21 protein-coding genes are annotated in these 19996 nt (G+C 66.5%); 16 read left to right on the plus strand and 5 right to left on the minus strand.

The genetic code is table 11. The features are described 5' to 3' along the window. From O0K41_RS16795 to O0K41_RS16810, 4 genes are all read left to right on the plus strand, one after another. Nucleotides 1–410 (plus strand): Mor transcription activator family protein (locus O0K41_RS16795; protein ID WP_308304537.1); only part of this gene is annotated, 410 nt, incomplete at its 5' end. 282 nt (nucleotides 411–692) lie between these two features. Next, complete coding sequence (locus tag O0K41_RS16800; RefSeq protein WP_088436460.1) at nucleotides 693–1460, plus strand: sulfurtransferase; 768 nt, start codon at nucleotides 693–695, stop codon at nucleotides 1458–1460. Nucleotides 1461–1681: 221 nt separating this feature from the next. After that, nucleotides 1682–2677, plus strand: coding sequence for an LLM class flavin-dependent oxidoreductase (locus tag O0K41_RS16805; RefSeq protein WP_088436461.1), 996 nt, complete (start codon nucleotides 1682–1684; stop codon nucleotides 2675–2677). Nucleotides 2678–2745: 68 nt separating this feature from the next. Beyond that, nucleotides 2746–3243 carry a pyridoxamine 5'-phosphate oxidase family protein gene (locus O0K41_RS16810; protein WP_005412916.1) on the plus strand — a complete coding sequence of 166 codons (498 nt, stop codon included), beginning with the start codon at nucleotides 2746–2748 and terminating at the stop codon, nucleotides 3241–3243. Nucleotides 3244–3335: 92 nt separating this feature from the next. Here the strand turns inward: O0K41_RS16810 and O0K41_RS16815 are convergent, their stop codons facing one another. Then, nucleotides 3336–3995: an exopolysaccharide biosynthesis protein gene (locus tag O0K41_RS16815; protein WP_005412917.1), complete on the minus strand. Its 660-nt coding sequence runs from the start codon at nucleotides 3993–3995 to the stop codon at nucleotides 3336–3338. Further along, nucleotides 3979–5283, minus strand: a complete 1305-nt coding sequence (locus tag O0K41_RS16820; protein ID WP_005408992.1) for a hemolysin family protein — start codon at nucleotides 5281–5283, stop codon at nucleotides 3979–3981. The genes O0K41_RS16815 and O0K41_RS16820 overlap by 17 nt, the downstream gene beginning before the upstream one ends. A 292-nt stretch (nucleotides 5284–5575) precedes the next feature. On the opposite strand from O0K41_RS16820, the gene O0K41_RS16825 reads away from it, so the two are divergent. Both O0K41_RS16825 and O0K41_RS16830 read left to right on the plus strand, forming a co-directional pair. Further along, nucleotides 5576–6202, plus strand: coding sequence for a DUF47 family protein (locus tag O0K41_RS16825; protein ID WP_004152833.1), 627 nt, complete (start codon nucleotides 5576–5578; stop codon nucleotides 6200–6202). A 13-nt stretch (nucleotides 6203–6215) separates the two neighbouring features. Continuing rightward, nucleotides 6216–7337, plus strand: a complete 1122-nt coding sequence (locus O0K41_RS16830) for an inorganic phosphate transporter (RefSeq protein ID WP_005408993.1) — start codon at nucleotides 6216–6218, stop codon at nucleotides 7335–7337. A 370-nt stretch (nucleotides 7338–7707) separates the two neighbouring features. Here the strand turns inward: O0K41_RS16830 and O0K41_RS16835 are convergent, their stop codons facing one another. The 3 genes from O0K41_RS16835 to parE all read right to left on the minus strand — a co-directional run bounded on the left by O0K41_RS16835 (nucleotide 7708) and on the right by parE (nucleotide 11928). After that, complete coding sequence (locus tag O0K41_RS16835; protein ID WP_164223134.1) at nucleotides 7708–9204, minus strand: S10 family peptidase; 1497 nt, start codon at nucleotides 9202–9204, stop codon at nucleotides 7708–7710. Between the two features lie 110 nt (nucleotides 9205–9314). After that, the gene (locus O0K41_RS16840; protein ID WP_024956351.1) at nucleotides 9315–9893 is read right to left on the minus strand and encodes a GNAT family protein; all 579 of its coding nucleotides are present in this window, start codon (nucleotides 9891–9893) and stop codon (nucleotides 9315–9317) included. A gap of 145 nt (nucleotides 9894–10038) precedes the next feature. After that, nucleotides 10039–11928: a DNA topoisomerase IV subunit B gene (gene parE / locus O0K41_RS16845; RefSeq protein WP_005408996.1), complete on the minus strand. Its 1890-nt coding sequence runs from the start codon at nucleotides 11926–11928 to the stop codon at nucleotides 10039–10041. Nucleotides 11929–12100: 172 nt separating this feature from the next. On the opposite strand from parE, the gene O0K41_RS16850 reads away from it, so the two are divergent. The 10 genes from O0K41_RS16850 (at nucleotide 12101) to truD (ending at nucleotide 19994) form a co-directional block, all read left to right on the plus strand. After that, entirely contained in the window at nucleotides 12101–12334 is a 234-nt protein-coding gene (locus O0K41_RS16850) for a hypothetical protein (protein WP_005408997.1), read from the plus strand. Between the two features lie 400 nt (nucleotides 12335–12734). After that, complete coding sequence (locus tag O0K41_RS16855) at nucleotides 12735–14399, plus strand: CTP synthase (protein WP_005408998.1); 1665 nt, start codon at nucleotides 12735–12737, stop codon at nucleotides 14397–14399. Nucleotides 14400–14488: 89 nt separating this feature from the next. Next, the gene (gene kdsA / locus O0K41_RS16860; RefSeq protein ID WP_005408999.1) at nucleotides 14489–15319 is read left to right on the plus strand and encodes a 3-deoxy-8-phosphooctulonate synthase; all 831 of its coding nucleotides are present in this window, start codon (nucleotides 14489–14491) and stop codon (nucleotides 15317–15319) included. Beyond that, nucleotides 15316–15663, plus strand: coding sequence for a hypothetical protein (locus O0K41_RS16865; protein WP_164223137.1), 348 nt, complete (start codon nucleotides 15316–15318; stop codon nucleotides 15661–15663). Before kdsA ends, O0K41_RS16865 begins: the two co-directional genes overlap by 4 nt. After that, on the plus strand, nucleotides 15663–15992 hold the full coding sequence (locus O0K41_RS16870; RefSeq protein ID WP_308304538.1) for a hypothetical protein: 330 nt from the start codon (nucleotides 15663–15665) through the stop codon (nucleotides 15990–15992). The genes O0K41_RS16865 and O0K41_RS16870 overlap by 1 nt, the downstream gene beginning before the upstream one ends. 96 nt (nucleotides 15993–16088) lie before the next feature. Beyond that, nucleotides 16089–17381, plus strand: a complete 1293-nt coding sequence (eno, locus tag O0K41_RS16875) for a phosphopyruvate hydratase (RefSeq protein WP_005409002.1) — start codon at nucleotides 16089–16091, stop codon at nucleotides 17379–17381. A gap of 4 nt (nucleotides 17382–17385) precedes the next feature. After that, on the plus strand, nucleotides 17386–17739 hold the full coding sequence (ftsB, locus tag O0K41_RS16880; RefSeq protein WP_005412924.1) for a cell division protein FtsB: 354 nt from the start codon (nucleotides 17386–17388) through the stop codon (nucleotides 17737–17739). After that, nucleotides 17736–18434, plus strand: a complete 699-nt coding sequence (ispD, locus tag O0K41_RS16885) for a 2-C-methyl-D-erythritol 4-phosphate cytidylyltransferase (RefSeq protein ID WP_005409004.1) — start codon at nucleotides 17736–17738, stop codon at nucleotides 18432–18434. The genes ftsB and ispD overlap by 4 nt, the downstream gene beginning before the upstream one ends. 34 nt (nucleotides 18435–18468) lie before the next feature. After that, nucleotides 18469–18966: a 2-C-methyl-D-erythritol 2,4-cyclodiphosphate synthase gene (gene ispF / locus O0K41_RS16890; RefSeq protein WP_005409005.1), complete on the plus strand. Its 498-nt coding sequence runs from the start codon at nucleotides 18469–18471 to the stop codon at nucleotides 18964–18966. Further along, on the plus strand, nucleotides 18963–19994 hold the full coding sequence (gene truD / locus O0K41_RS16895; protein WP_005409006.1) for a tRNA pseudouridine(13) synthase TruD: 1032 nt from the start codon (nucleotides 18963–18965) through the stop codon (nucleotides 19992–19994). The genes ispF and truD overlap by 4 nt, the downstream gene beginning before the upstream one ends. The last annotated feature ends 2 nt before the right edge of the window (nucleotides 19995–19996 follow it).

The following is a 19996-nucleotide window of genomic DNA, read 5'->3' on the forward strand; positions in this document are numbered from 1 at the left end:
GCCGCTCTTCAGATCGATGCCAATCGCCGCGCCCGGCGGGAGGCCCCTTCGGCATGAAGTCGATGGAGGCCCGCCGCAACGAGCTCTTGGCCAATGCCGCTTCGGCGGCGGCTACGGCTGCGCGTGCGCTCGGCCTCGGCGACGACTTCGCAGAGCAGATCGGCGCGGCGGTGGCGGACACCTTGGCCGAAGACTGGGGCGGCCAGACCATCTACTTTCCCCAGGACGCCTCATTCAAGCTCAGCCCACGCGAGCGTGAGATACTGGACGCCCACCGCAATGGGGCTACAGTTCCGGGCTTGGCGAAGCGATACAGAATGTCTGAGCAAGGGATCCGCAAGCTGCTCGCCAGGGCGAACTTCCGGGATCGTAACCTCAATCAGATGAGTCTGTTCCGCACAGCACCCTGATTGCACCAGGCGCAATGGCTTTCCATCTCGATCCGCCATTGCCAGCTTTCTTCCGGGGTCTTCCGGCTAGATATCTCGCAGCCCCCCCTGATATATCTCACCCCTGAACATGCGTGCCTCGTAGAGCGCCATCCATGGCGCTCTGCGCCCCCGCCTGCCCACACCGCCCCACCCATGACAGATTCCGGTTGTTTGCCGGGCTTGGGGTCGGGTCCCTCTGCTGCGCAGAGGGCTCTGACCCCTGAATCTGCCCGGAGGGGCGGGAGGCGCTAAAATGCCAGGATGATCGCCAATACCGCTGCCTATCATTTCGCCGTCATCGACGCTCCCCAGGCCCTGTGCGACCAGTTGCTGGCGCGTGCCGAGGCGGCGCAGTTGCGGGGCACGATCCTGGTGGCGGGCGAGGGGCTGAACCTGTTCCTGGCGGGTGCGCCGGAGGCGGTCGAGGGTTTCTACACGGCGCTGCGTTCTGACGCGCGGTTTGCCGATATGCGGGTCAAGACCAGCTTCAGTGAACATCAGCCGTTCGCGCGGCTGAAGGCCAAGGTGAAGGACGAGATCATCAGCTTCCGCCGTGACGACGGTCAGCCGCTGGACTATCCGCGCGCGCCGGCGGTCGATCCGGCCACGGTGCAACGCTGGTTGCGGCAGGGGCATGACGACGCCGGCAAGCCGGTGGTGATGCTCGATACCCGCAACCTGCAGGAAGTGGAGTACGGCACCTTCAAGGATGCGCTGGTGCTGCCGATTCACAAGTTCACCGACCTGCCCGAGGCGCTGGCGCCGCACCGCGAGGCGCTGAAAGACAGCACCGTGGTCAGTTTCTGCACCGGCGGCATCCGCTGCGAGAAGGCGGCGCTGTGGATGGTCAACGACGGCATGGACAACGTGCTGCAGCTGGACGGTGGCATCCTCGGCTACTTCGAGGAGGTGGGCGGCGAAGGCTACGAAGGCCGCTGCTTCGTGTTCGATGAGCGCGTGGCGCTGGATGCCGAGCTGAAGCCGATGGTCGACCAGCCGCTGCCGGAGCCGCGCCCCAGCGCGTTCTGACGCTTCCGCGGTAGAGCCGGCCGCTGGCCGGCTGCGAAGCCATCTACCTGTATGCCGGCCAGCGGCCGGCACTACCAATCGCGCTTGGCGCATCAGGGCACCCCGGATCGGCCCGGTCAGCCCTGAACCCGCCACACGGGAATCAGCATCCCGCCACCGTCACTGGCCGCGGCGCCTGGCCGACCCCATGCATGGGGGATCCTGTGACGGAAAAACGCCTGATGATCCCGTTGTCGATCCTTGACCTGGCCCCGGTCTGCGAGGGCAGTGACACCACCGCCGCTTTCGCCAACATGCTGGAACTGGCCCAGCACGCCGATGCGCTGGGCTACCGCCGCTACTGGTTGGCCGAACACCACAACATGCCGGGCATCGCCAGCGCGGCCACCGCCGTGCTGATCGGCCACGTGGCGGGTGGCACAAAGCGCATCCGCGTCGGTGCCGGCGGCATCATGCTGCCCAACCATGCCCCGCTGCAGGTGGCCGAGCAGTTCGGCACGCTGGCTTCGCTGTATCCGGACCGCATCGACCTCGGCCTGGGCCGTGCACCCGGTACCGACCAGCCGACCGCGCGTGCGCTGCGCCGCTACTTCGACAGCGCCGACCAGTTCCCGCAGGACGTGCGCGAGCTGCTGCATTACTTCGAGCCGGTACAACCCGGGCAGGCGGTGCAGGCGGTTCCGGGTGGCGGCCTGCGGGTGCCGACCTGGATCCTCGGTTCGAGCCTGTTCGGTGCGCGCATGGCCGCCTCGATGGGCCTGCCGTATGCGTTCGCCTCGCACTTCGCACCCGACGCGATGGATGAAGCCGTTGCTGTATACCGGCGCGAGTTCCGCCCCTCGGCCACGCTGAAGCAGCCGCACGCGATGCTGGCCCTGAACGTCGTTGCCAGCGACAGCGAAACCGAATCGCGGCGCCTGTTCACCAGCCAGCAGCAGAGTTTCGTGAACCTGCGTCGCGGCCGACCGGGCAAGATTCCGGCACCGATCGACGACATCGAGTCCTTCTGGGAGCCGCACGAAAAACTGGGCGTGGAGCGGGCGCTGGCCTGCACCGTGCTGGGCGATCCGCAGCAGGTGGCGGAGGGCATTGCCGCGTTCGTCGAACGGCACAAGCCCGACGAGCTGATGCTCACCGCCAACCTGTACGACCACCGCGCGCGCCTGCGCTCGTTCGAACTGGCGATGCAGGCCTGGCACGCCCGCCACGCGGGCTGAACAATTGCGTCACGGCCCATTGCGGCCGAACCGCGTCTGATGGGGGCTCATATCGAAGGAGCCCCCACATGGCCGACACCCGCGCCGAACACATTGCCCAACTGGCAGAACTGATCAAGGACGTGGAGGTGGCGATGTTCACCACCACCGGCGTCGATGGCCGCCTCTACAGCCGGCCGTTGGCCACCCAGCAGGTCGCCTTCGACGGTGACCTGTGGTTCGTGATCACCGGCGACAGCCCCAAGGTGGCCGAGATCGCGCTCGACCCGCGGGTCAACGTGGCGTATGCCTCGCCCTCGAAGAACACCTATGTGTCGGTGGCGGGGCGGGCACGCGTGGTCGACGATCGCGCGAAGATCGAGGAGCTGTGGTCACCGGCGATGAAGCTGTTCTTCCCCGGTGGCAAGGATGACCCCAACCTTCGCCTGATCCATGTGCGCGCCGACAGTGCCGAGTACTGGGACGGTCCGGGCACGCTGCTGGGCAAGGCGTTGACGTTCGTGCTGTCGGCGGTGCAGGACGAACCGGCGGCGCTGGCCGACAACGGTTTCATTGATCTTCGGTGATGACCGATGTCCGGTATTGGTAGTGCCGGCCGCTGGCCGGCAAACCTGGAAACGTGGCAGCCGGCCAGCGGCCGGCTCTACCGGATTCCGGATCAGAACCAGCGCTGGAACAGCTCCACCGTATAACCCACCAGCTGCCCCGAACTGAAACCGAAGAACGCGATCGCTGCCACGGCGGCGATCCAGTTGAACAGCATCAGCGCGCCATCGCGTTCCAGCAGCGCCAGCGAGAACAGCAGCAGCTGGAAGCCGAACAGGAAATTGGTGAAGGGAATCGGCAACGACAGCAGCAGGCCCAGCAACACCAGCAGCAGGCCACTGAAGGCGTGGGCGGGCAGCGGTGTCAGCAGCTGCGGCAGGCGGGGTTTCAGCATCTTGTCCAGGCGCCGCAGCGGTCGGTCGATGCGGTCCAGGAAACGATGCATGGTGCCGCGCTTCGGCCCGCGGCGGGCGATGAAGCCGGGCAGCCAGGGCCGGCGCAGGCAGAACAGCATCTGCAGGCCGATCAGGACCACCAGTGGGCCGCTGACCGCGCCGCCCATGCCCGGGATCGGGATGAACGACGGCAGGATCGCCACGAACAGGAACACGCCGAACGCGCTCTGCTGCAGGTTGCCGAGGATCTGGCCCAGCGGCATGTGCTCGGCGGGATCGCCAGAGGCGAACATCTCCAGCAGGGTACGGATGCCCTCGTTGCGATAGGCCGGGCGCTCGTCGCCCGGACCCTTGCCGGCCTCAGGCGGTGAGCTCATCGGCCTGCTCGTCGGACAACGTGCGCAGCAGCAGCTTGTCCACGCGCGCACCGTCCAGGTCAACCACTTCGAAGCGCCAGCCCGCCCAGTCGAAGTACTCGCCTGCGTGCGGAATGCGGCCGAAGTAATGGATGCACATGCCGGCCAGCGTGTAGTAGTCGCCGTCCTCGGCGTCGGGCAGGTCGTTGCTGCCGATCAGTTCGCGCACGTCTTCGATCGGCAGCGAGCCGTCCACCAGCAGCGAGCCGTCTTCGCGGGTCACCACCAGCGCGTCCTCGTCGGCGTTCTCCACCGCCTGCAGGCGGCCGACCACCGCGCCCATCAGGTCGCTGATGGTCACCAGGCCCTGGATCTCGCCGTACTCGTCCACCACCAGTGCCATCGACTGCTGTTCCTCGCGGAAGATTTCCAGCAGCTTCATCGCGTGGGTCGATTCGGAGACGTACAGGGGTTCGCGCAGGGTCTGGAACAGCGCGTTGTCGCCGCGCGCCATGCGCGTGGCCAGCGATTTCAGTTCGAGCACGCCGACCACGTCCATGTCGTTGTCGCGGTACACCGGGTACCGGGAGAACTCGTGTTCGGCCATGATTTCCAGGTTGCGCTCCAGCCCGGCCTGGGTATCCAGCCACGCGATGCGGTTGCGCGGGGTCATCAGGCTGTCGGCGGTGCGGTCGCCCAGGCGCATGACGCGGTTCATCATGTCGCGCTCGTGGGCATCGATCACGCCGGCCTCGTGGCTTTCGGCGACCAGCATGCGGATCTCTTCTTCGGTCACCGAGGCGACTTCATCCTTGCCCAGGCCGAACAGGCGCAGCACCAGCTGGGTGGTTTTGGACAGCAGCCAGACGAAGGGCAGGGCGAGCTTGGCCAGCCAGCTCATCGGCATCGCGACCAGGCCGGCAATGGCCTCCGAACGGGTCAGCGCCAGGCGCTTGGGCACCAGTTCGCCGAAGATCAGCGTAATGAAGGTGATCAGGCTGACCGCCAGCGCGGTACCGATGTTGCCGGCATAGGCGAAGCCCGGCATCAGGCCCTGGATCCAGCCGGCGAAGGCTTCGCCCAGCGCTTCGCCGCCGAGGTAGCCGGTCAGCACGCCGATCACGGTGATGCCGATCTGCACGGTGGACAGGAAGCTCTCCGGCTTCTCGGACAGCTCCAGCGCCTTGGCCGCGCGCTTGGAGGTGGCGGCCATCTGCTTCAGGCGGCTCTTGCGCGAGGTCATGACCGACATCTCGGACATGGCGAAGAAGCCGTTCAGCAGAACAAGCGCGAAGACAATCAGGATCATTTCAAACACGGGCGTCGTCCCCGGTTGGTGGCAGGGAGGGCGGGTGCTTGCGATGGCGGCAGGCGCTCAGGAACGGGGTCCGGCGCGGCGCAGGGGGATAAGGGTCGTCGTCCATAAGGTGCGCCCGAAGGCGCGCTGGCATCTTAGCAAAGGGGCGTGGCAGGGTGGCAACCGCCTGTTCAGGTTCGGGGTTCCGAGCCCCGGAAAGGGGGCGGGGATACCCGAGATGGTCATCTAGCCGTCATAATTCCGTCTGGTGCCGTCCTTCCCGCGACGGCTGACAGGTTTCTCAATGTTCTCTCTGCAGACCATTTTCGGTTCCGGCAAACAGTTCTACACCCTGCTCGATGAGGCTGCCGTCGCGGCCTCCGACGCCGCCAAGGCGCTGCATTCCATGCTGCGCGAGGCCGACCGCCAGCCCGCGCTGGACGCCTTCAAGCTGGCCCGCCTGCGCGAGCGCGCGGCCTCGGACAAGATCAGCCAGGCGCTGGTGGACAGCTTCATGACCCCGATCGAGCGCGAAGACATCGAAGCGCTGGGCTCGGCCCTGTACAAGATCCCCAAGCAGATCGAGAAATTCGCCGATCGCTATTCGCTGGCCACGACCCACCTGGAGCACATCGACTTCGCGCCGCGCGCGGCGATGCTGGAACAGGCCGCCGGCGTGGTGGTGGAGATGGTGGCCGACCTGCGCCACATGAACCTGGACCGGATGACCGCGCTGAACGAGAAGCTGCGCTCGCTGGAAAACGAGGCCGACCGCCTGATGCTCGAGCTGTACCGCGACATCTATTCCGGCCGCCTGGACAACCTGCAGATGTTCCTGCTGAAGGAATTCTTCGAGATCCTGGAAAAGGCCATCGACCGTTGCCGCGAGGCAGGCGTGGTTGCTTACCAGATCGTGTTGAAGAACAGCTGACGGACGCCGCCGCATGTTGACCCTTGTCCTGGTGGTGATCCTGGCCGCGCTCGTCTTCGAGTTCATCAACGGCTTCCACGACACCGCCAACTCCATTGCCACCGTGGTGGCGACCAAGGTGCTCTCGCCCGGCTGGGCGGTGATGCTGGCCGCCTTCATGAACCTCATCGGTGCGCTGACCGGCACCGCGGTGGCGCTGACCATCGCTTCGGGCCTGCTCAACACCAACGTGGTCGAGGTCACCCCGCAGGTGATCCTGTGCGCGCTGCTGGGCGGCATCATCTGGAACCTGATCACCTGGTGGAAGGGCCTGCCGTCCTCGTCCTCGCATGCGCTGATCGGTGGCCTCTGCGGCGCCGGCCTGGCGGCTGCCCACAACAACTGGGACGCGCTGATCTGGTCCGAGCGCCTGGGCAGCTGGGCGCAGAACAAGGGCCTGCTGTGGAAGGTGTTCGTGCCGATGATCACCTCGCCGATCGCCGGTTTCCTGCTCGGCATCGTGGTGATGGTGCTGCTGTGGGGCCTGATCGCCGGCCTGGCCAGGATCGGTGGCGCCATCGGTCGCCTGGCCCGCCCGCGCATCGTCAATGCCTTCTTCGGCAAGGCCCAGATCGCCTCGGCGGCCTACATGGGCTTCGCCCACGGCCACAACGATGCGCAGAAGACCATGGGCATCATCGCCATGACCCTGATCGGTGCCGAGGCCACCGGCGCACTGGATGACCTGCCGTCCTGGCTGGCCTTCATGCACCCGGACGCCCACGCCGGTGACGGCATCGCGATGTGGATCGTGCTGACCTGTGCGGTTGTGATGGCCGCCGGTACCGCTTCGGGCGGCTGGAAGATCATCAAGACCCTGGGCCACAAGATGGTCAAGCTGCACCCGATCCACGGCTTCGCCGCGGAGACCAGCTCGGCCACCATCCTGACCCTGGCCGCCCACTTCGGCATGCCGGTCTCGACCACGCACAGCATCTCCACCGCGATCATGGGCGTCGGCTTCGCCAAGAACCCGCGCTCGCTGAAGTTCGGCGTGATCGAACGCATCGTCTGGGCCTGGATCCTGACCATCCCGGCAGCCGGCGGCTGTGCGTACCTGATCCTGAAGCTGTTCGAGCTGTTCGGCTGGACCTGATCGCCACGCCAGGGTTGCAAACGAAAAAGCCCGCCGGTATCCGGCGGGCTTTTTCATGGGCAGAGAATTCTTCCGGACACATCGTGTCGACCAAGGTCGACACCTACCAGAGCAGAAGCAGGGATCCGATCCCGTGCCGACCAACGGTCGGACCCACCAACAGCAGCAGGAACCTGTCAGCGGCGGGGTGGGGTGGGGTTGCAGGACCGTTGGCGCCATGGATGGCGCCATCGAGCCCCCAGGGACGGGTTTACGGCGTGTCCTGCAACCCCACCCCACCTCGCCAGCCCACGGAAACCCTGCTTTTGCCGTTGCAGTTGCCGTTGCCGTCGATCCGGCGGGTGCCGGGCCGCAGGCCCGGCCGAACCCCTCAATTACGCTGGAACAGCGCCTGCACATCCTTGCGGAACGCCGCCTGGCTGTCCGCCCGGCTGTAGAACATGTGCCCGCCCGGATAGCTCCGCACCTGCACCCGGTCCGGGTTGCTGCCCATCGCCGGCATCTGGTCCACCGTCAGGATCGAACCCATGAACGGGCACGACAGGTCGTTCCAGCCATGCACGATCAGCACCTGCAGATGCGGATCGATCGCCACCGCCTGGCGCAGCTGGGTCACCGCACCCTGGCGCAGCTCGCCGTTGCGGTCCCACAACCGATTCACGTCGTAGTTCAGCGCCTGGTAGCGTGCATCCACCTTCCAGCCGACCACGCGCGTCACGAAGTCGACCATCGCCGTGGTGGTCGGCGCAATGATGCTGTCCAGCAGCGGATCATTGGCGCGCTGCTCCGGGTGATTCGGGAATGGATCGAACGCGGTCACATTGGAGTCGTAGCGGCTGCCCAGCGTGCCCTTGTCGCGGAATACTTCGCGCAGGTAGGCCTGGGTTTCAAGACGGCCACCGGCACGGCGCACGAACTGCGGGTCAAGCCCGGTCAGCTCGGTCACCCGGCGCAGCATCGCCTCGGTCGCCTGCGGATCGCTGCGGCCCTTCATCAACGCGGTGGCGTAATCGCCACGGGTGTACTCCACCACCTCGCGCATTGCCGCGTCGGTGAGCCTGCCCTGGCGCTCCAGGTGCGCCGCGGCGATCGACGGCAGCGTCTGCATCCATGCCATCGGCGAGACGTCGGCGTTGTCTTCCAGCGTCGGGCTCAGGTACGGCGAGACCAGTACCAGGCCGTTCATCGCCACGCCCAGCCGGGTCTGCAGGAAATGGGTGATGCGCGGGCCGCGATAGCCGCCGTAGCTCTCGCCGGTCAGGTACTTGCGTGACGCCATGCGCTGGTTGCGCAGCAGCCAGTCGTAGATCGAGCGCGACAGGTACTCGATGTCGGCGCCGGGGTTGTACAGCTGCTTCTTCGCCTCGTCATCGCCGATGCGCGCGCGGCTGAAACCGGTGCCGACCGGGTCGATGAATACCAGGTCGGTGAAATCCAGCCAGGTGCCCGGGTTGTCATGCAGGGTGGCGGGCGCCGAGGCGCTGTCGCCTTCCGAACCGAAGGTGACCACCTTGGGCCCGATCGCGCCCATGTTGAGGTACACCGACGAGGCACCGGGCCCGCCATTGAGCGCGAACGTCACCGGCCGGTCCTTGCCCGGCATCGTGTACGCAGTGAACACCACATCGGCGATGACCTTGCCCTTCTCATCGCGCACCGGCAGGGTGCCGACGGTGGCGGTGTAGTCCAGGGTGCGGCCGGCCAGGCGCATGCTCTGGCGCGCCGACGCATCGGCGGGCAGCGCAGGCGCGTCGGTCCTGTCGTCTTTCGAATCGGGCTTGGTGTCAGCGGCGGGCGCGGCCAGCACGCTGGTGGGGGCGATGAGCAGGCCGACGCAGAGCGCGGCAGTGTGCAGCAGGGACTTCATGGCACCGGATCGGCAGCGGAAGGGGGTTCCGATGCTAGGCCGGTGGAGTGCCATGCCGTATGTGTCCAAAGCCATGGCCACGTTCTGCAGCGGCTTGCGGCCAGATTGGATCAAACGGGCAGGGCGGCTGCCGCTTCGTCGTTGGCCAGCAGGCCATAGACGGCCGAGTCCGAAAGCTCGCCCTGGATGCGCCAGCGCTGGCGCAGCACCCCCTCGCGGTGGAAGCCGAGGCGGTCAAGCACATGTGCCGAGGGTACGTTGCGTGGATCGATCTCGGCTTCGATGCGGTGCAGGTGCAGGGTGTGGAACAGATAGCCCAGCATCTGCTGCAGGGCCTCATGCATGTAGCCCTGGCCCTGGCGGTCGGGCGCCAGCAGATAGCCGATCTCGGCCCGCATGGCCTCACGATCAATGGCGAATGCGACGCAGACGCCCAGCAGTGGGCCGTTGGGTGATTCGCGCAGGGCCAGCTTCAACTGGGTGCCGATCGCGTGCGCGGCAAGGTCGTCGTCGATCTGTTCGCGGGCTTCGGCAGGTCGTGTCCAGGCCGGATGGTTCCACCAGCGCATCACGTCCGGATTGGATTGCAGCGCGAACAGCGCGGCCGCGTCGTCACGGCGGATCGGGCTCAGCACCAACCGCGCGCTGTGCAGCGGCAGGGCGGGGAACAGCAGCGAGTGGCTGGCCAATACGATGGTCCACACGGGTGGACGCGCATTATGCCGCCGCCGGGTTTGCCGATGGCGGCGTAATGCCAAGGGCGCATGAGCCGGCACTACCGGGCAGCGGGTCAGAGCCGTTTGCCAGGCAAAGAGATCCGACCCCGTGCCAAGATCAGACCTCCAGCGAGGCCAGATCGCCCTTCGACTCCAGCCAGCCCTTGCGGTCGGAAGCGCGCTTCTTGGCCAGCAGCATGTCCATCAGCGAGCTCGTCTGCTCGCGATCGTCCACGGTCAGCTGCACCAGGCGGCGCGTATCCGGGTGGATGGTGGATTCACGCAGCTGCGGCGGGTTCATCTCGCCCAGGCCCTTGAAGCGGGTCACGTTGATGGCGCCCTTGATCTTCTCGCGTTCGATCTTGTCCAGCATCGAGCGCTTTTCTTCTTCGTCCAGGGCGTAGAACACCTGCTTGCCCACGTCGATGCGGAACAGCGGCGGCATCGCCACGAACACGTGGCCGGCATCGACCAGCGCCGGGAAGTGCTTCAGGAACAGTGCGGTCAGCAGGGTTGCGATGTGCAGGCCGTCGGAGTCCGCGTCGGCCAGGATGATGACCTTGCCGTAACGCAGGCCGCTGATGTCGTCCTTGCCGGGGTCGCAGCCGATGGCGATGGCCAGGTTGTGTACTTCCTCCGAGGCCAGCACGCTGTTGGACGAGACTTCCCAGGTGTTCAGGATCTTGCCGCGCAACGGCATGATGGCCTGGAAGTCCTTGTCGCGGGCCTGCTTGGCGCTGCCCCCTGCCGAGTCACCTTCCACCAGGAACAGCTCGGTGCGCGACAGGTCCTGGCTGATGCAGTCGGCCAGCTTGCCGGGCAGGGCCGGGCCTTGGGTGACCTTCTTGCGGACGACCAGCTTCTCGGTCTTCAGGCGTGCGCTGGCGCGCTCGATGGCGATCTGCGCGATTTTCTCGCCCAGCTCGACGTTCTGGTTCAACAGCAGGCTGAAGGCATCGTGGGCGGCGCCTTCAACGAAGCCCGCGGCCTGGCGCGAGGACAGGCGTTCCTTGGTCTGGCCACTGAACTGCGGGTCGGTCATCTTCAGCGACAGCACGAACGACACGCGGTCCCATACGTCTTCCGGGGCCAGCTTGACGCCACGCGGCAGCAGGTTGCGGAAGTCGCAGAACTCGCGCAGCGCCTCGGTCAGGCCGGTACGCAGGCCGTTGACGTGGGTGCCGTGCTGGGCGGTGGGAATCAGGTTGACGTAGCTTTCCTGCACCAGCTCGCCTTCCGGCAGCCAGGCCACGGCCCAGTCCACCACCTCGGTGTCCTTCTTCAGGTTGCCGACGAACAGGTCGGCCGGCAGCGATTCGCGTTCGCCCAGTTCCAGCTTCAGGTAATCGCGCAGGCCGTCTTCGTAGTACCAGGTGTCGACTTCACCGGTGGCCTCATCGGTCAGCTTGACCGTCAGCCCCGGGCACAGCACGGCCTTGGCACGCAGCAGGTGCTTCAGCGCGCGCACCGCGAACTTGGGCGTGTCGAAGTATTTCGGGTCAGGCCAGAAGCGCACGCGGGTGCCGGTGTTCTTCTTGCCGACGCTGCCGACCACTTCCAGCGGCGTGGCGCGGTCGCCGTTGCGGAAGGTGATGCGGTGCTCGGCACCTTCGCGCTTGATGTGCACTTCCACCAGGGTCGACAGCGCATTGACCACGCTGACGCCGACGCCGTGCAGACCGCCGGAGAAGGTGTAGTTGTTGTTGCTGAACTTGCCGCCCGCATGCAGGCGGGTCAGGATCAGCTCGACACCCGGGATCTTCTCTTCCGGGTGGATGTCCACCGGCATGCCGCGGCCGTCATCGCTGACCTCCACGCTGCCGTCCTTGTACAGGGTGATCTCGATCGAGCGGGCGTGGCCGGCGAGGGCCTCGTCCACCGAGTTGTCGATCACTTCCTGCGCCAGGTGGTTCGGGCGCGCGGTGTCGGTATACATGCCGGGACGGCGCTTGACCGGGTCAAGGCCGGACAGGACTTCAATATCGGCGGCGTTATAGCGGGCGTTCATCTGTCTTCGAAAGCTTGGAGCGACGGGCAAGTGTGGGGTCTGGCACCGGATTTTGCACGCCTGCGGTTCAGTCTCGGCGACGCAGAGGGGGTAAAATGGCAGCCACTGGAATCTGAATGCCGGCGACCCCCGTTGGGTCGAAACATCCAAGCCATACCGCGAGGAGGACCTCATGAAGAAGTTGCTGACCATTGCGATCCTGGCCGCTGCCGCCGTTGCAGTGCCGCTGGTGGTGGCGCAGAACGCCGGCCAGCCGGCCCCGCAGCAGGGTGGCCAGGCCGACAAGGCGCAGGCCGAAGCCGATGCCAAGGCCAAGCGCCGCGCCCAGGCCAATGCCGAAATGAAGGCGCAGGGCCAGCCGGCCCCGCAGCAGGAAGAGGAAGAAGAGGCGCGGAAGAAGAAGTAATTCTTCCGCCCTCCGAAGCCCCTGCCGCAAGGGATTCGCCCCCCGACGCCCCGCCCAGCGGGGCGTTTCTTTTGGGTGATGGCCGCAACTGCCCCTTGGGTTGGCGGCCATCAATCTGTAAACTATGGCTTTCCGGGAGTAAGTGCGTGTCCACCCTTTGCGAATGGGCTGGCACGGCCATGCGTGGTCGCCAGCAATGCGGGTCGCAGGTGACGGTCGATTTGACCGGCACGGCCGCCCCGACCTCGCAGGGTGGTCCCCGTCCGGCGCCTGCCGCCGCACGGCCCAGCACCTCCCTCGCTGCCCCAGCGAACCGGAAAACCCCCTTCAAGCTCCATGCCCGCCCTCCGGGTGCGCGTGGTGCTGCCGTTTTCCATTTCCAGACAGGATGCTTGCAGCCATGACTCCCTTGATTTTCGTAACCGGCGGCGTGGTGTCCTCGCTCGGCAAAGGCATTGCCGCTGCGTCACTGGCCGCCATTCTCGAAGCCCGTGGCCTGAAGGTCACGATGATGAAGCTCGACCCGTACATCAACGTCGACCCGGGCACCATGAGCCCGTTCCAGCACGGTGAGGTCTACGTCACCGACGACGGCGCCGAGACCGACCTCGACCTGGGCCACTACGAGCGCTTCGTGCGCACCCGCCTGAGCCGCAAGAACTCGGTCACCACCGGCCGCATCTACGAGAACGTGATCCGCAAGGAGCGCCGTGGCGACTACCTGGGCGCGACCGTGCAGGTCATCCCGCACATCACCGACGAGATCCGCCGCTGCATCGATGAAGCCACGGAAGGTTACGACGTGGCGCTGGTCGAGATCGGCGGTACTGTCGGCGACATCGAGTCGCTGCCGTTCCTGGAAGCGATCCGCCAGGTGCGCACCGAGCGTGGCCCGGAGAAGGCGCTGTTCATGCACCTTACCCTGGTGCCGTACATCGGCGCCGCCGGCGAGCTGAAGACCAAGCCGACCCAGCATTCGGTGAAGGAGCTGCGCTCGATCGGCATCCAGCCGGACGTGCTGCTGTGCCGCTCCGAGCAGGCGGTGCCGGATTCGGAGCGCCGCAAGATCGCCCAGTTCACCAACGTCTCCGAGCGCGCGGTGATCAGCGTGCCGGACGTGGACGTGCTGTACCGCATTCCGTCGGGCCTGCACGCGCAGGGCCTGGACGAGATCGTGGTCAACCAGCTGAAGCTGGCCGACAAGGCCGGCCCGGTCGACCTGTCGATGTGGGAAGACGCGGTCGACGCGACCCTGCATCCGCTGGACGAAGTGACCATCGCCGTGGTTGGCAAGTACGTCGATCACCAGGATGCCTACAAGTCGGTCGGCGAAGCCCTCAAGCACGGTGGCCTGCGCCAGCGCACCAAGGTCAACCTGAAGTGGCTGGAAGCACAGGACCTGGAAGGCACCGACATGGCCGCACTGGCCGATGTCGACGGCATCCTGGTGCCGGGTGGTTTCGGTGACCGTGGTTTCGAAGGCAAGGTGCTGACCTCGAAGTTCGCCCGCGAGCAGCAGGTGCCGTACTTCGGCATCTGCTACGGCATGCAGGCGGCCGTGGTCGACTACGCGCGCAACGTGGTCGGCCTGGAAGGTGCCAACAGCACCGAGAACGACCGCCAGTCGCCGAACCCGGTGATCGGCCTGATCACCGAATGGCGCACCGCGACCGGTGACGTGGAAAAGCGCGACGACAAGAGCGACCTCGGCGGCACCATGCGCCTGGGCCTGCAGGAACAGCGCCTGAAGCCGGGCACGCTGGCCCGCGAGCTGTATGGCAAGGACGTCGTCGCCGAGCGTCACCGCCACCGTTACGAGTTCAACAACCGTTACCGCACCCAGCTGGAAGATGCCGGCCTGGTGATCGCCGGCAAGTCGATGGACGACACCCTGGTGGAAGTGGTCGAACTGCCGCGCGACGCGCACCCGTGGTTCCTGGCCTGTCAGGCGCACCCGGAATTCCTGTCCACGCCGCGTGACGGCCATCCGCTGTTCATCGGTTTCATCCGCGCCGCTCGCGAGCGCAAGGCCGGCGGCAAGCTGCTTTCCGAAGCGCGCGCCTGACTTGTGAATGGGGGCTTCGGCCCCCATCCTGCATGCTTCAACCCCCAGCGCACCGGCCCGACCGGTGCTGCGGACAACAAGGAAACGCCATGAAACTGTGTGGATTCGAGGTCGGGCTGGACCAGCCCCTGTTCCTGATCGCCGGCCCCTGCGTGATCGAGTCGATGCAGCTGCAGCTCGATACCGCCGGCAAGTTGAAGGAAGTCACCGACAAGCTCGGCGTCAACTTCATCTTCAAGTCCAGCTTCGACAAGGCCAACCGTACTTCGGGCACCGCGTTCCGTGGCCCGGGCATGGAAGAGGGCCTGAAGGTCCTGGCCGAGGTCAGGAAGCAGATCGGCGTGCCGGTGCTGACCGACGTCCACGAATACACCCCGATGGACGAAGTGGCCTCGGTGGTGGACGTGCTGCAGACCCCGGCGTTCCTGGTCCGCCAGACCGACTTCATCCGCAAGGTGTGCTCGGCCGGCAAGCCGGTCAACATCAAGAAGGGCCAGTTCCTGGCGCCGTGGGACATGAAGCCGGTCGTGGAGAAGGCCAAGGCCACCGGCAACGAGCAGATCATGGTCTGCGAACGTGGTGCCAGCTTCGGCTACAACAACCTGGTCAGCGACATGCGTTCGCTGGCGGTGATGCGCGACACCGGTTGCCCGGTGGTGTTCGACGCCACCCATTCGGTGCAGCTGCCGGGCGGGCAGGGCACCAGTTCCGGTGGCCAGCGCGAGCACGTGCCGGTGCTGGCGCGTGCCGCCGTGGCGGTGGGCATCTCCGGCTTGTTCGCCGAGACCCATCCGGATCCGTCCAAGGCGCTGTCCGATGGCCCCAATGCGTGGCCGCTGGACCAGATGGAAGCACTGCTTGAGACCTTGATGGAACTCGACGCAGTGACCAAGAAGCACGGCTTCTCGCGCTTCGCGTGAGTCGTGACCCGTGGCTGGCGCTGGAAACCCAGCGCCGCCGCCGGCATTGGAAACAGTGGCCGTGGGGCCTGATCGCACTGGGCCTGGCCGTGCTGTTCACTGTGGGCATGTTCGGGCTGGTGCTGATCGGTGCCGCGTCCGTGCGGCCGCCGGGTGATGGCAGCAGCGCACTCGATCTAAGCGCGTACTTCATTGCGCTGCTGGTGGCAGAGCTGCTCGGTGCAGTGGGATGCGTCGCTGCTGCTGTGCAGGCCTGGAGGCTGAATCGCGGCAAGGTGGCCGCCGGCCTGGCGATCATCCTGCTCTCGCTGTGGCTCGGCGCCCTGTTCTACGGAGTGCTTTGATGAATGCGACCACATCGGCGCGAGGCTGGCCCTGGGGCCTGATCGCCCTGGGGCTGTCCGTGTTGACCTGGATCGCCCTGGTGGTGGGCGTACTGGCCTTCACGGCCGGTTTCCGGCCGCCGGGGGACGGGAACAACGGCGTGCAGACCACGCAATGGTGGTTGCTGGGCGCACTGGTCACGATGGTGCTGTCCTTCCTGGGTAGCCCGGTTGCGATGGTGCTGGCCTGGCGACGGCGGCGTGGCCCCATCCTGGCGGCGCTTGCTGGTGCATTGCTGGTGATGCTGGTGTCGATGATCCTGATCGTGATCGGGTCCAGCTGGGGCTGAAGCCGCCCACGCCATTTGGCAAGTGGCGGGCAGCCGGGGATAATCACGCGGCATTCGTTTTGTCGCCCCCTCTCCAGACAGGTAACCGGTCCGACCATGAGCACGATCCGCAGCATCCACGCCCGTGAAATCCTCGACAGTCGTGGCAACCCCACGCTGGAAGCCGAAGTCATCCTGGAGGACGGTTCGTTCGGTCGTGCCGCGGTTCCCTCCGGCGCCTCGACCGGCACCAAGGAAGCGGTCGAGCTGCGTGACGGCGACAAGACCCGTTACCTGGGCAAGGGCGTGCGCAAGGCCGTCGACAACGTCAACACCACGATTGCCGCCGCGCTGAAGGGTTTTGAGGCCACCGACCAGGCCGGCCTCGACCGTCGCCTGATCGATCTCGACGGCACCGAGAACAAGGGCCGCCTGGGCGCCAACGCACTGCTGGGTGTTTCGATGGCCGCTGCGCACGCCGCCGCCGCATCGAACAAGCAGGCGCTGTGGCAGTACCTGGCCGCCAGGACCGGCGTGACCCCGTCGCTGCCGGTGCCGATGATGAACATCATCAACGGCGGCGCGCACGCCGACAACAACGTCGACTTCCAGGAATTCATGGTGTTGCCGGTCGGCTTCACCTCGTTCTCCGAAGCGCTGCGTGCCGGTACCGAAATCTTCCATTCGCTGAAGTCGGTGCTGAAGGGCCACGGCCTGAGCACGGCGGTCGGCGACGAAGGCGGCTTTGCTCCGGACTTCCGCAGCAACGTCGAAGCGCTGGACACCATCCTTGAAGCGATCGGCAAGGCCGGCTACACCGCCGGTGAAGACGTGCTGCTGGGCCTGGACGTCGCCTCCAGCGAATTCTTCGAGAACGGCAAGTACAACCTGGTCGGCGAGAACAAGCGCCTGACCTCCGAGCAGTTCGTCGACTTCCTCGCCGACTGGGCCGCGCAGTACCCGATCATCACGATCGAAGACGGCCTGGCCGAGAACGACTGGGCTGGCTGGAAGCTGCTGACCGACCGCATCGGCAAGAAGGTGCAGCTGGTCGGTGACGACCTGTTCGTGACCAACCCGAAGATCTTCCAGGAAGGCATCGACTCGGGCACCGCCAACGCGATCCTGATCAAGGTCAACCAGATCGGCACCCTGAGCGAAACCCTGGAAGCGATCGCCATGGCCGACCGCGCCGGTTATGCCGCGGTGGTCTCGCACCGTTCGGGCGAAACCGAAGACACCACCATCGCCGACATCGCAGTGGCTACCACCGCCACCCAGATCAAGACCGGTTCGCTGTGCCGCAGCGATCGCGTGGCCAAGTACAACCAGCTGCTGCGCATCGAGGAAGCCCTCGGCGCCGGCGCGCGTTACGCCGGTCGTGACGCGTTCGTTTCGCTGAAGCGCTGAGCCGATGCGCGACTGGCGCTGGATGCTGCTGGTGCTGGCCCTGCTGCTGGGCTGGCTGCAGTACCGCTTCTGGTTCGGTCCGGGCAATTCGGGCGAAGTGATGATGCTCGAAGCCCAGGTCGCCAACCAGGAGCGGGACAATGAGGGTCTGCAGCAGCGCAACGATGCGCTCGCTGCCGAAGTGAAGGACCTCAAGGAAGGCCAGTCCGCCATCGAGGAGCGCGCACGCAGCGAGCTGGGCATGATCAAGCCCGGCGAGAAGTTCTATCGTGTGGTCGAGGATGCGCCGGTCCATCCGGCGCAGCCTGCGGCAGGTGTCAGTGCGCAGGTTGGCGACCACCCGGCGGACGTGCCATGAGTGCGGCCATCTGGGTCGTGGTTCCGGCTGCGGGTCGTGGCACCCGCTTCGGCGCGCCGTTGCCCAAGCAATACCTGCAGGCAGGGGGACAGATCCTGCTTGCCCATACCCTGGACGCCCTGCTGGCGCACCCGGCCGTGGCCGGGGCGATGGTGGTGATCGGCCAGGACGACGCCGACTGGCCCGGCTGGAACGAGTGGGCGGGCAAGCCGGTGCTGACCTGCATCGGTGGCGCGACCCGTGCCGCTTCGGTGCTGGCTGGCCTGCAGGCGCTGCCGGAGACGGTGCGCGCTGATGAGTTCGTACTGGTCCACGATGCCGCGCGGCCGAACCTGTCGCCGGCCGATCTCGGCCGCCTGCTTGAAGTCGGTCGTACCGACCCGGTGGGGGCGATCCTGGCCGCACCGGTACGTGACACGCTCAAGCGTGCAGGCGACGACGGTGGCATCGATGGCACCGAGCCGCGTGAGCGCCTCTGGCGTGCACTGACCCCGCAGCTGTTCCGCCGCCACCAGCTCAGCCGCGCGCTGTCCGACGCCGCTGCCGCCGGTGTTGAAGTCACCGACGAGGCGATGGCCATGGAGCGCCAGGGCCAGCGCCCGCTGCTGGTGGAAGGCAGCGAGGACAACTTCAAGGTCACCACCCCGGCCGATCTGGACCGGTTCGAATTCGTACTTTCCCGCCGCGCCGGCTGACCGCCCGCGTGGCCCTGCTGCAAGGGTTGCATCCATGAGCACCGCACCGTTCCCGCCCGTCCGCATCGGCCAGGGCTACGACGTCCATGCCTTCGGCGAAGGCGATCACATCATGCTTGGCGGCGTGAACGTTCCACACAGCTGTGGCGTGCTTGCGCACAGCGATGGCGACGTGATCCTGCACGCCTTGTGCGATGCGATGCTCGGTGCGCTGGCGCTGGGCGACATCGGCCAGCATTTCCCACCCAGTGACGACCGCTGGAAGGGCGCCGACAGCAGCGACTTCGTGCGTCATTGCGACAGCCTGCTGCGCGAGCGCGGCTGGCGCGTCGGCAACACCGACATCACCGTGATCTGCGAGCGGCCGAAGGTTGGCCCGCATGCGCTGGCGATGCGTGAGCGCATCGGCGGCCTGCTGCAGTTGCCGCTGGATGCAGTCAGCGTCAAGGCCACCACCTCGGAAAAACTGGGCTTCACCGGCCGTGGTGAAGGCATTGCCGCACAGGCGGTCGTGTTGCTGGTGGCGGCATGATTCCGCTGCCGTTGGCATTTGGTGCGCCGTTGTTGACGGCGCGCATCCGCACCACGCCAGACGATTTCCAGGTTGACGAGCTGCCGGCCTTCGAGGCCACCGGCGAAGGCGAGCACCTGTTGCTGCACATCCGAAAGCGCGGTGCGAACACCGTGCATGTGGCCAAGGTGCTGGCCAAGTGGGCGGGCCTGCCGGAAATGGCGGTGAGTTACGCCGGCATGAAAGACCGCCACGCGGTCACCACCCAGCGTTTCAGCGTGCACCTGCCCAAGCGCATTGCGCCGGACCTGGCCGAGCTGGCCAGTGACGAGATCGAAGTGCTCGAAGCGACCTGGCACAATCGCAAGCTGCAGCGTGGCGCACTGGCCGGCAACCGCTTCAAGCTGGTCCTGCGCGAGGTGCAGGGCGATGCCGCAGCGATCAGCGAACGCCTGCAGCAGATTGCCGGGCGCGGCCTGCCGAACTGGTTTGGCGAGCAGCGCTTTGGCCGCGACGGCGGCAACGTGCCGGCGGCACTGGCGATGTTCGGTGGCCGCCGCATGCGCAAGGACCAGCGTTCACTGCTGCTGTCTGCCGCCCGATCGGCGCTGTTCAACCGCGTGCTGGCTGCGCGCGTGGAGCAGGGCAACTGGGATCAGCCACTGGACGGCGAGGTGTGGATGCTGGACGGCAGCCGCAGCGTGTTCGGCCCGGAGCCGTACACCGACGTGCTGGCCGAGCGCCTCGCGCGGTTCGACATCCATCCCAGCGCACCGCTGTGGGGTGAAGGCGAGCTGCGCAGCACCGAAGCGGCACGCGAGCTGGAGCTGGCCGCACTCGACGACGAGGAATCGAAGGCACTGCGGGCCGGGCTGGAAGACGCGCGCCTGAAGCAGGAGCGCCGCGCGCTGCGCCTGCGCCCCGCGTTGTTGCAGCACCAGTGGCTGGGCGATGACGTGCTGGAGCTATCGTTCGCGCTGCCGCCGGGCTGCTACGCCACCGCCGTGCTGCACGAGCTCGGCCCGGTCGAAGACGCCTCGCAGGCCTGAGC

This window comes from Stenotrophomonas sp. Sm2128 (assembly GCF_030985535.1).
GTDB lineage: Bacteria > Pseudomonadota > Gammaproteobacteria > Xanthomonadales > Xanthomonadaceae > Stenotrophomonas > Stenotrophomonas maltophilia.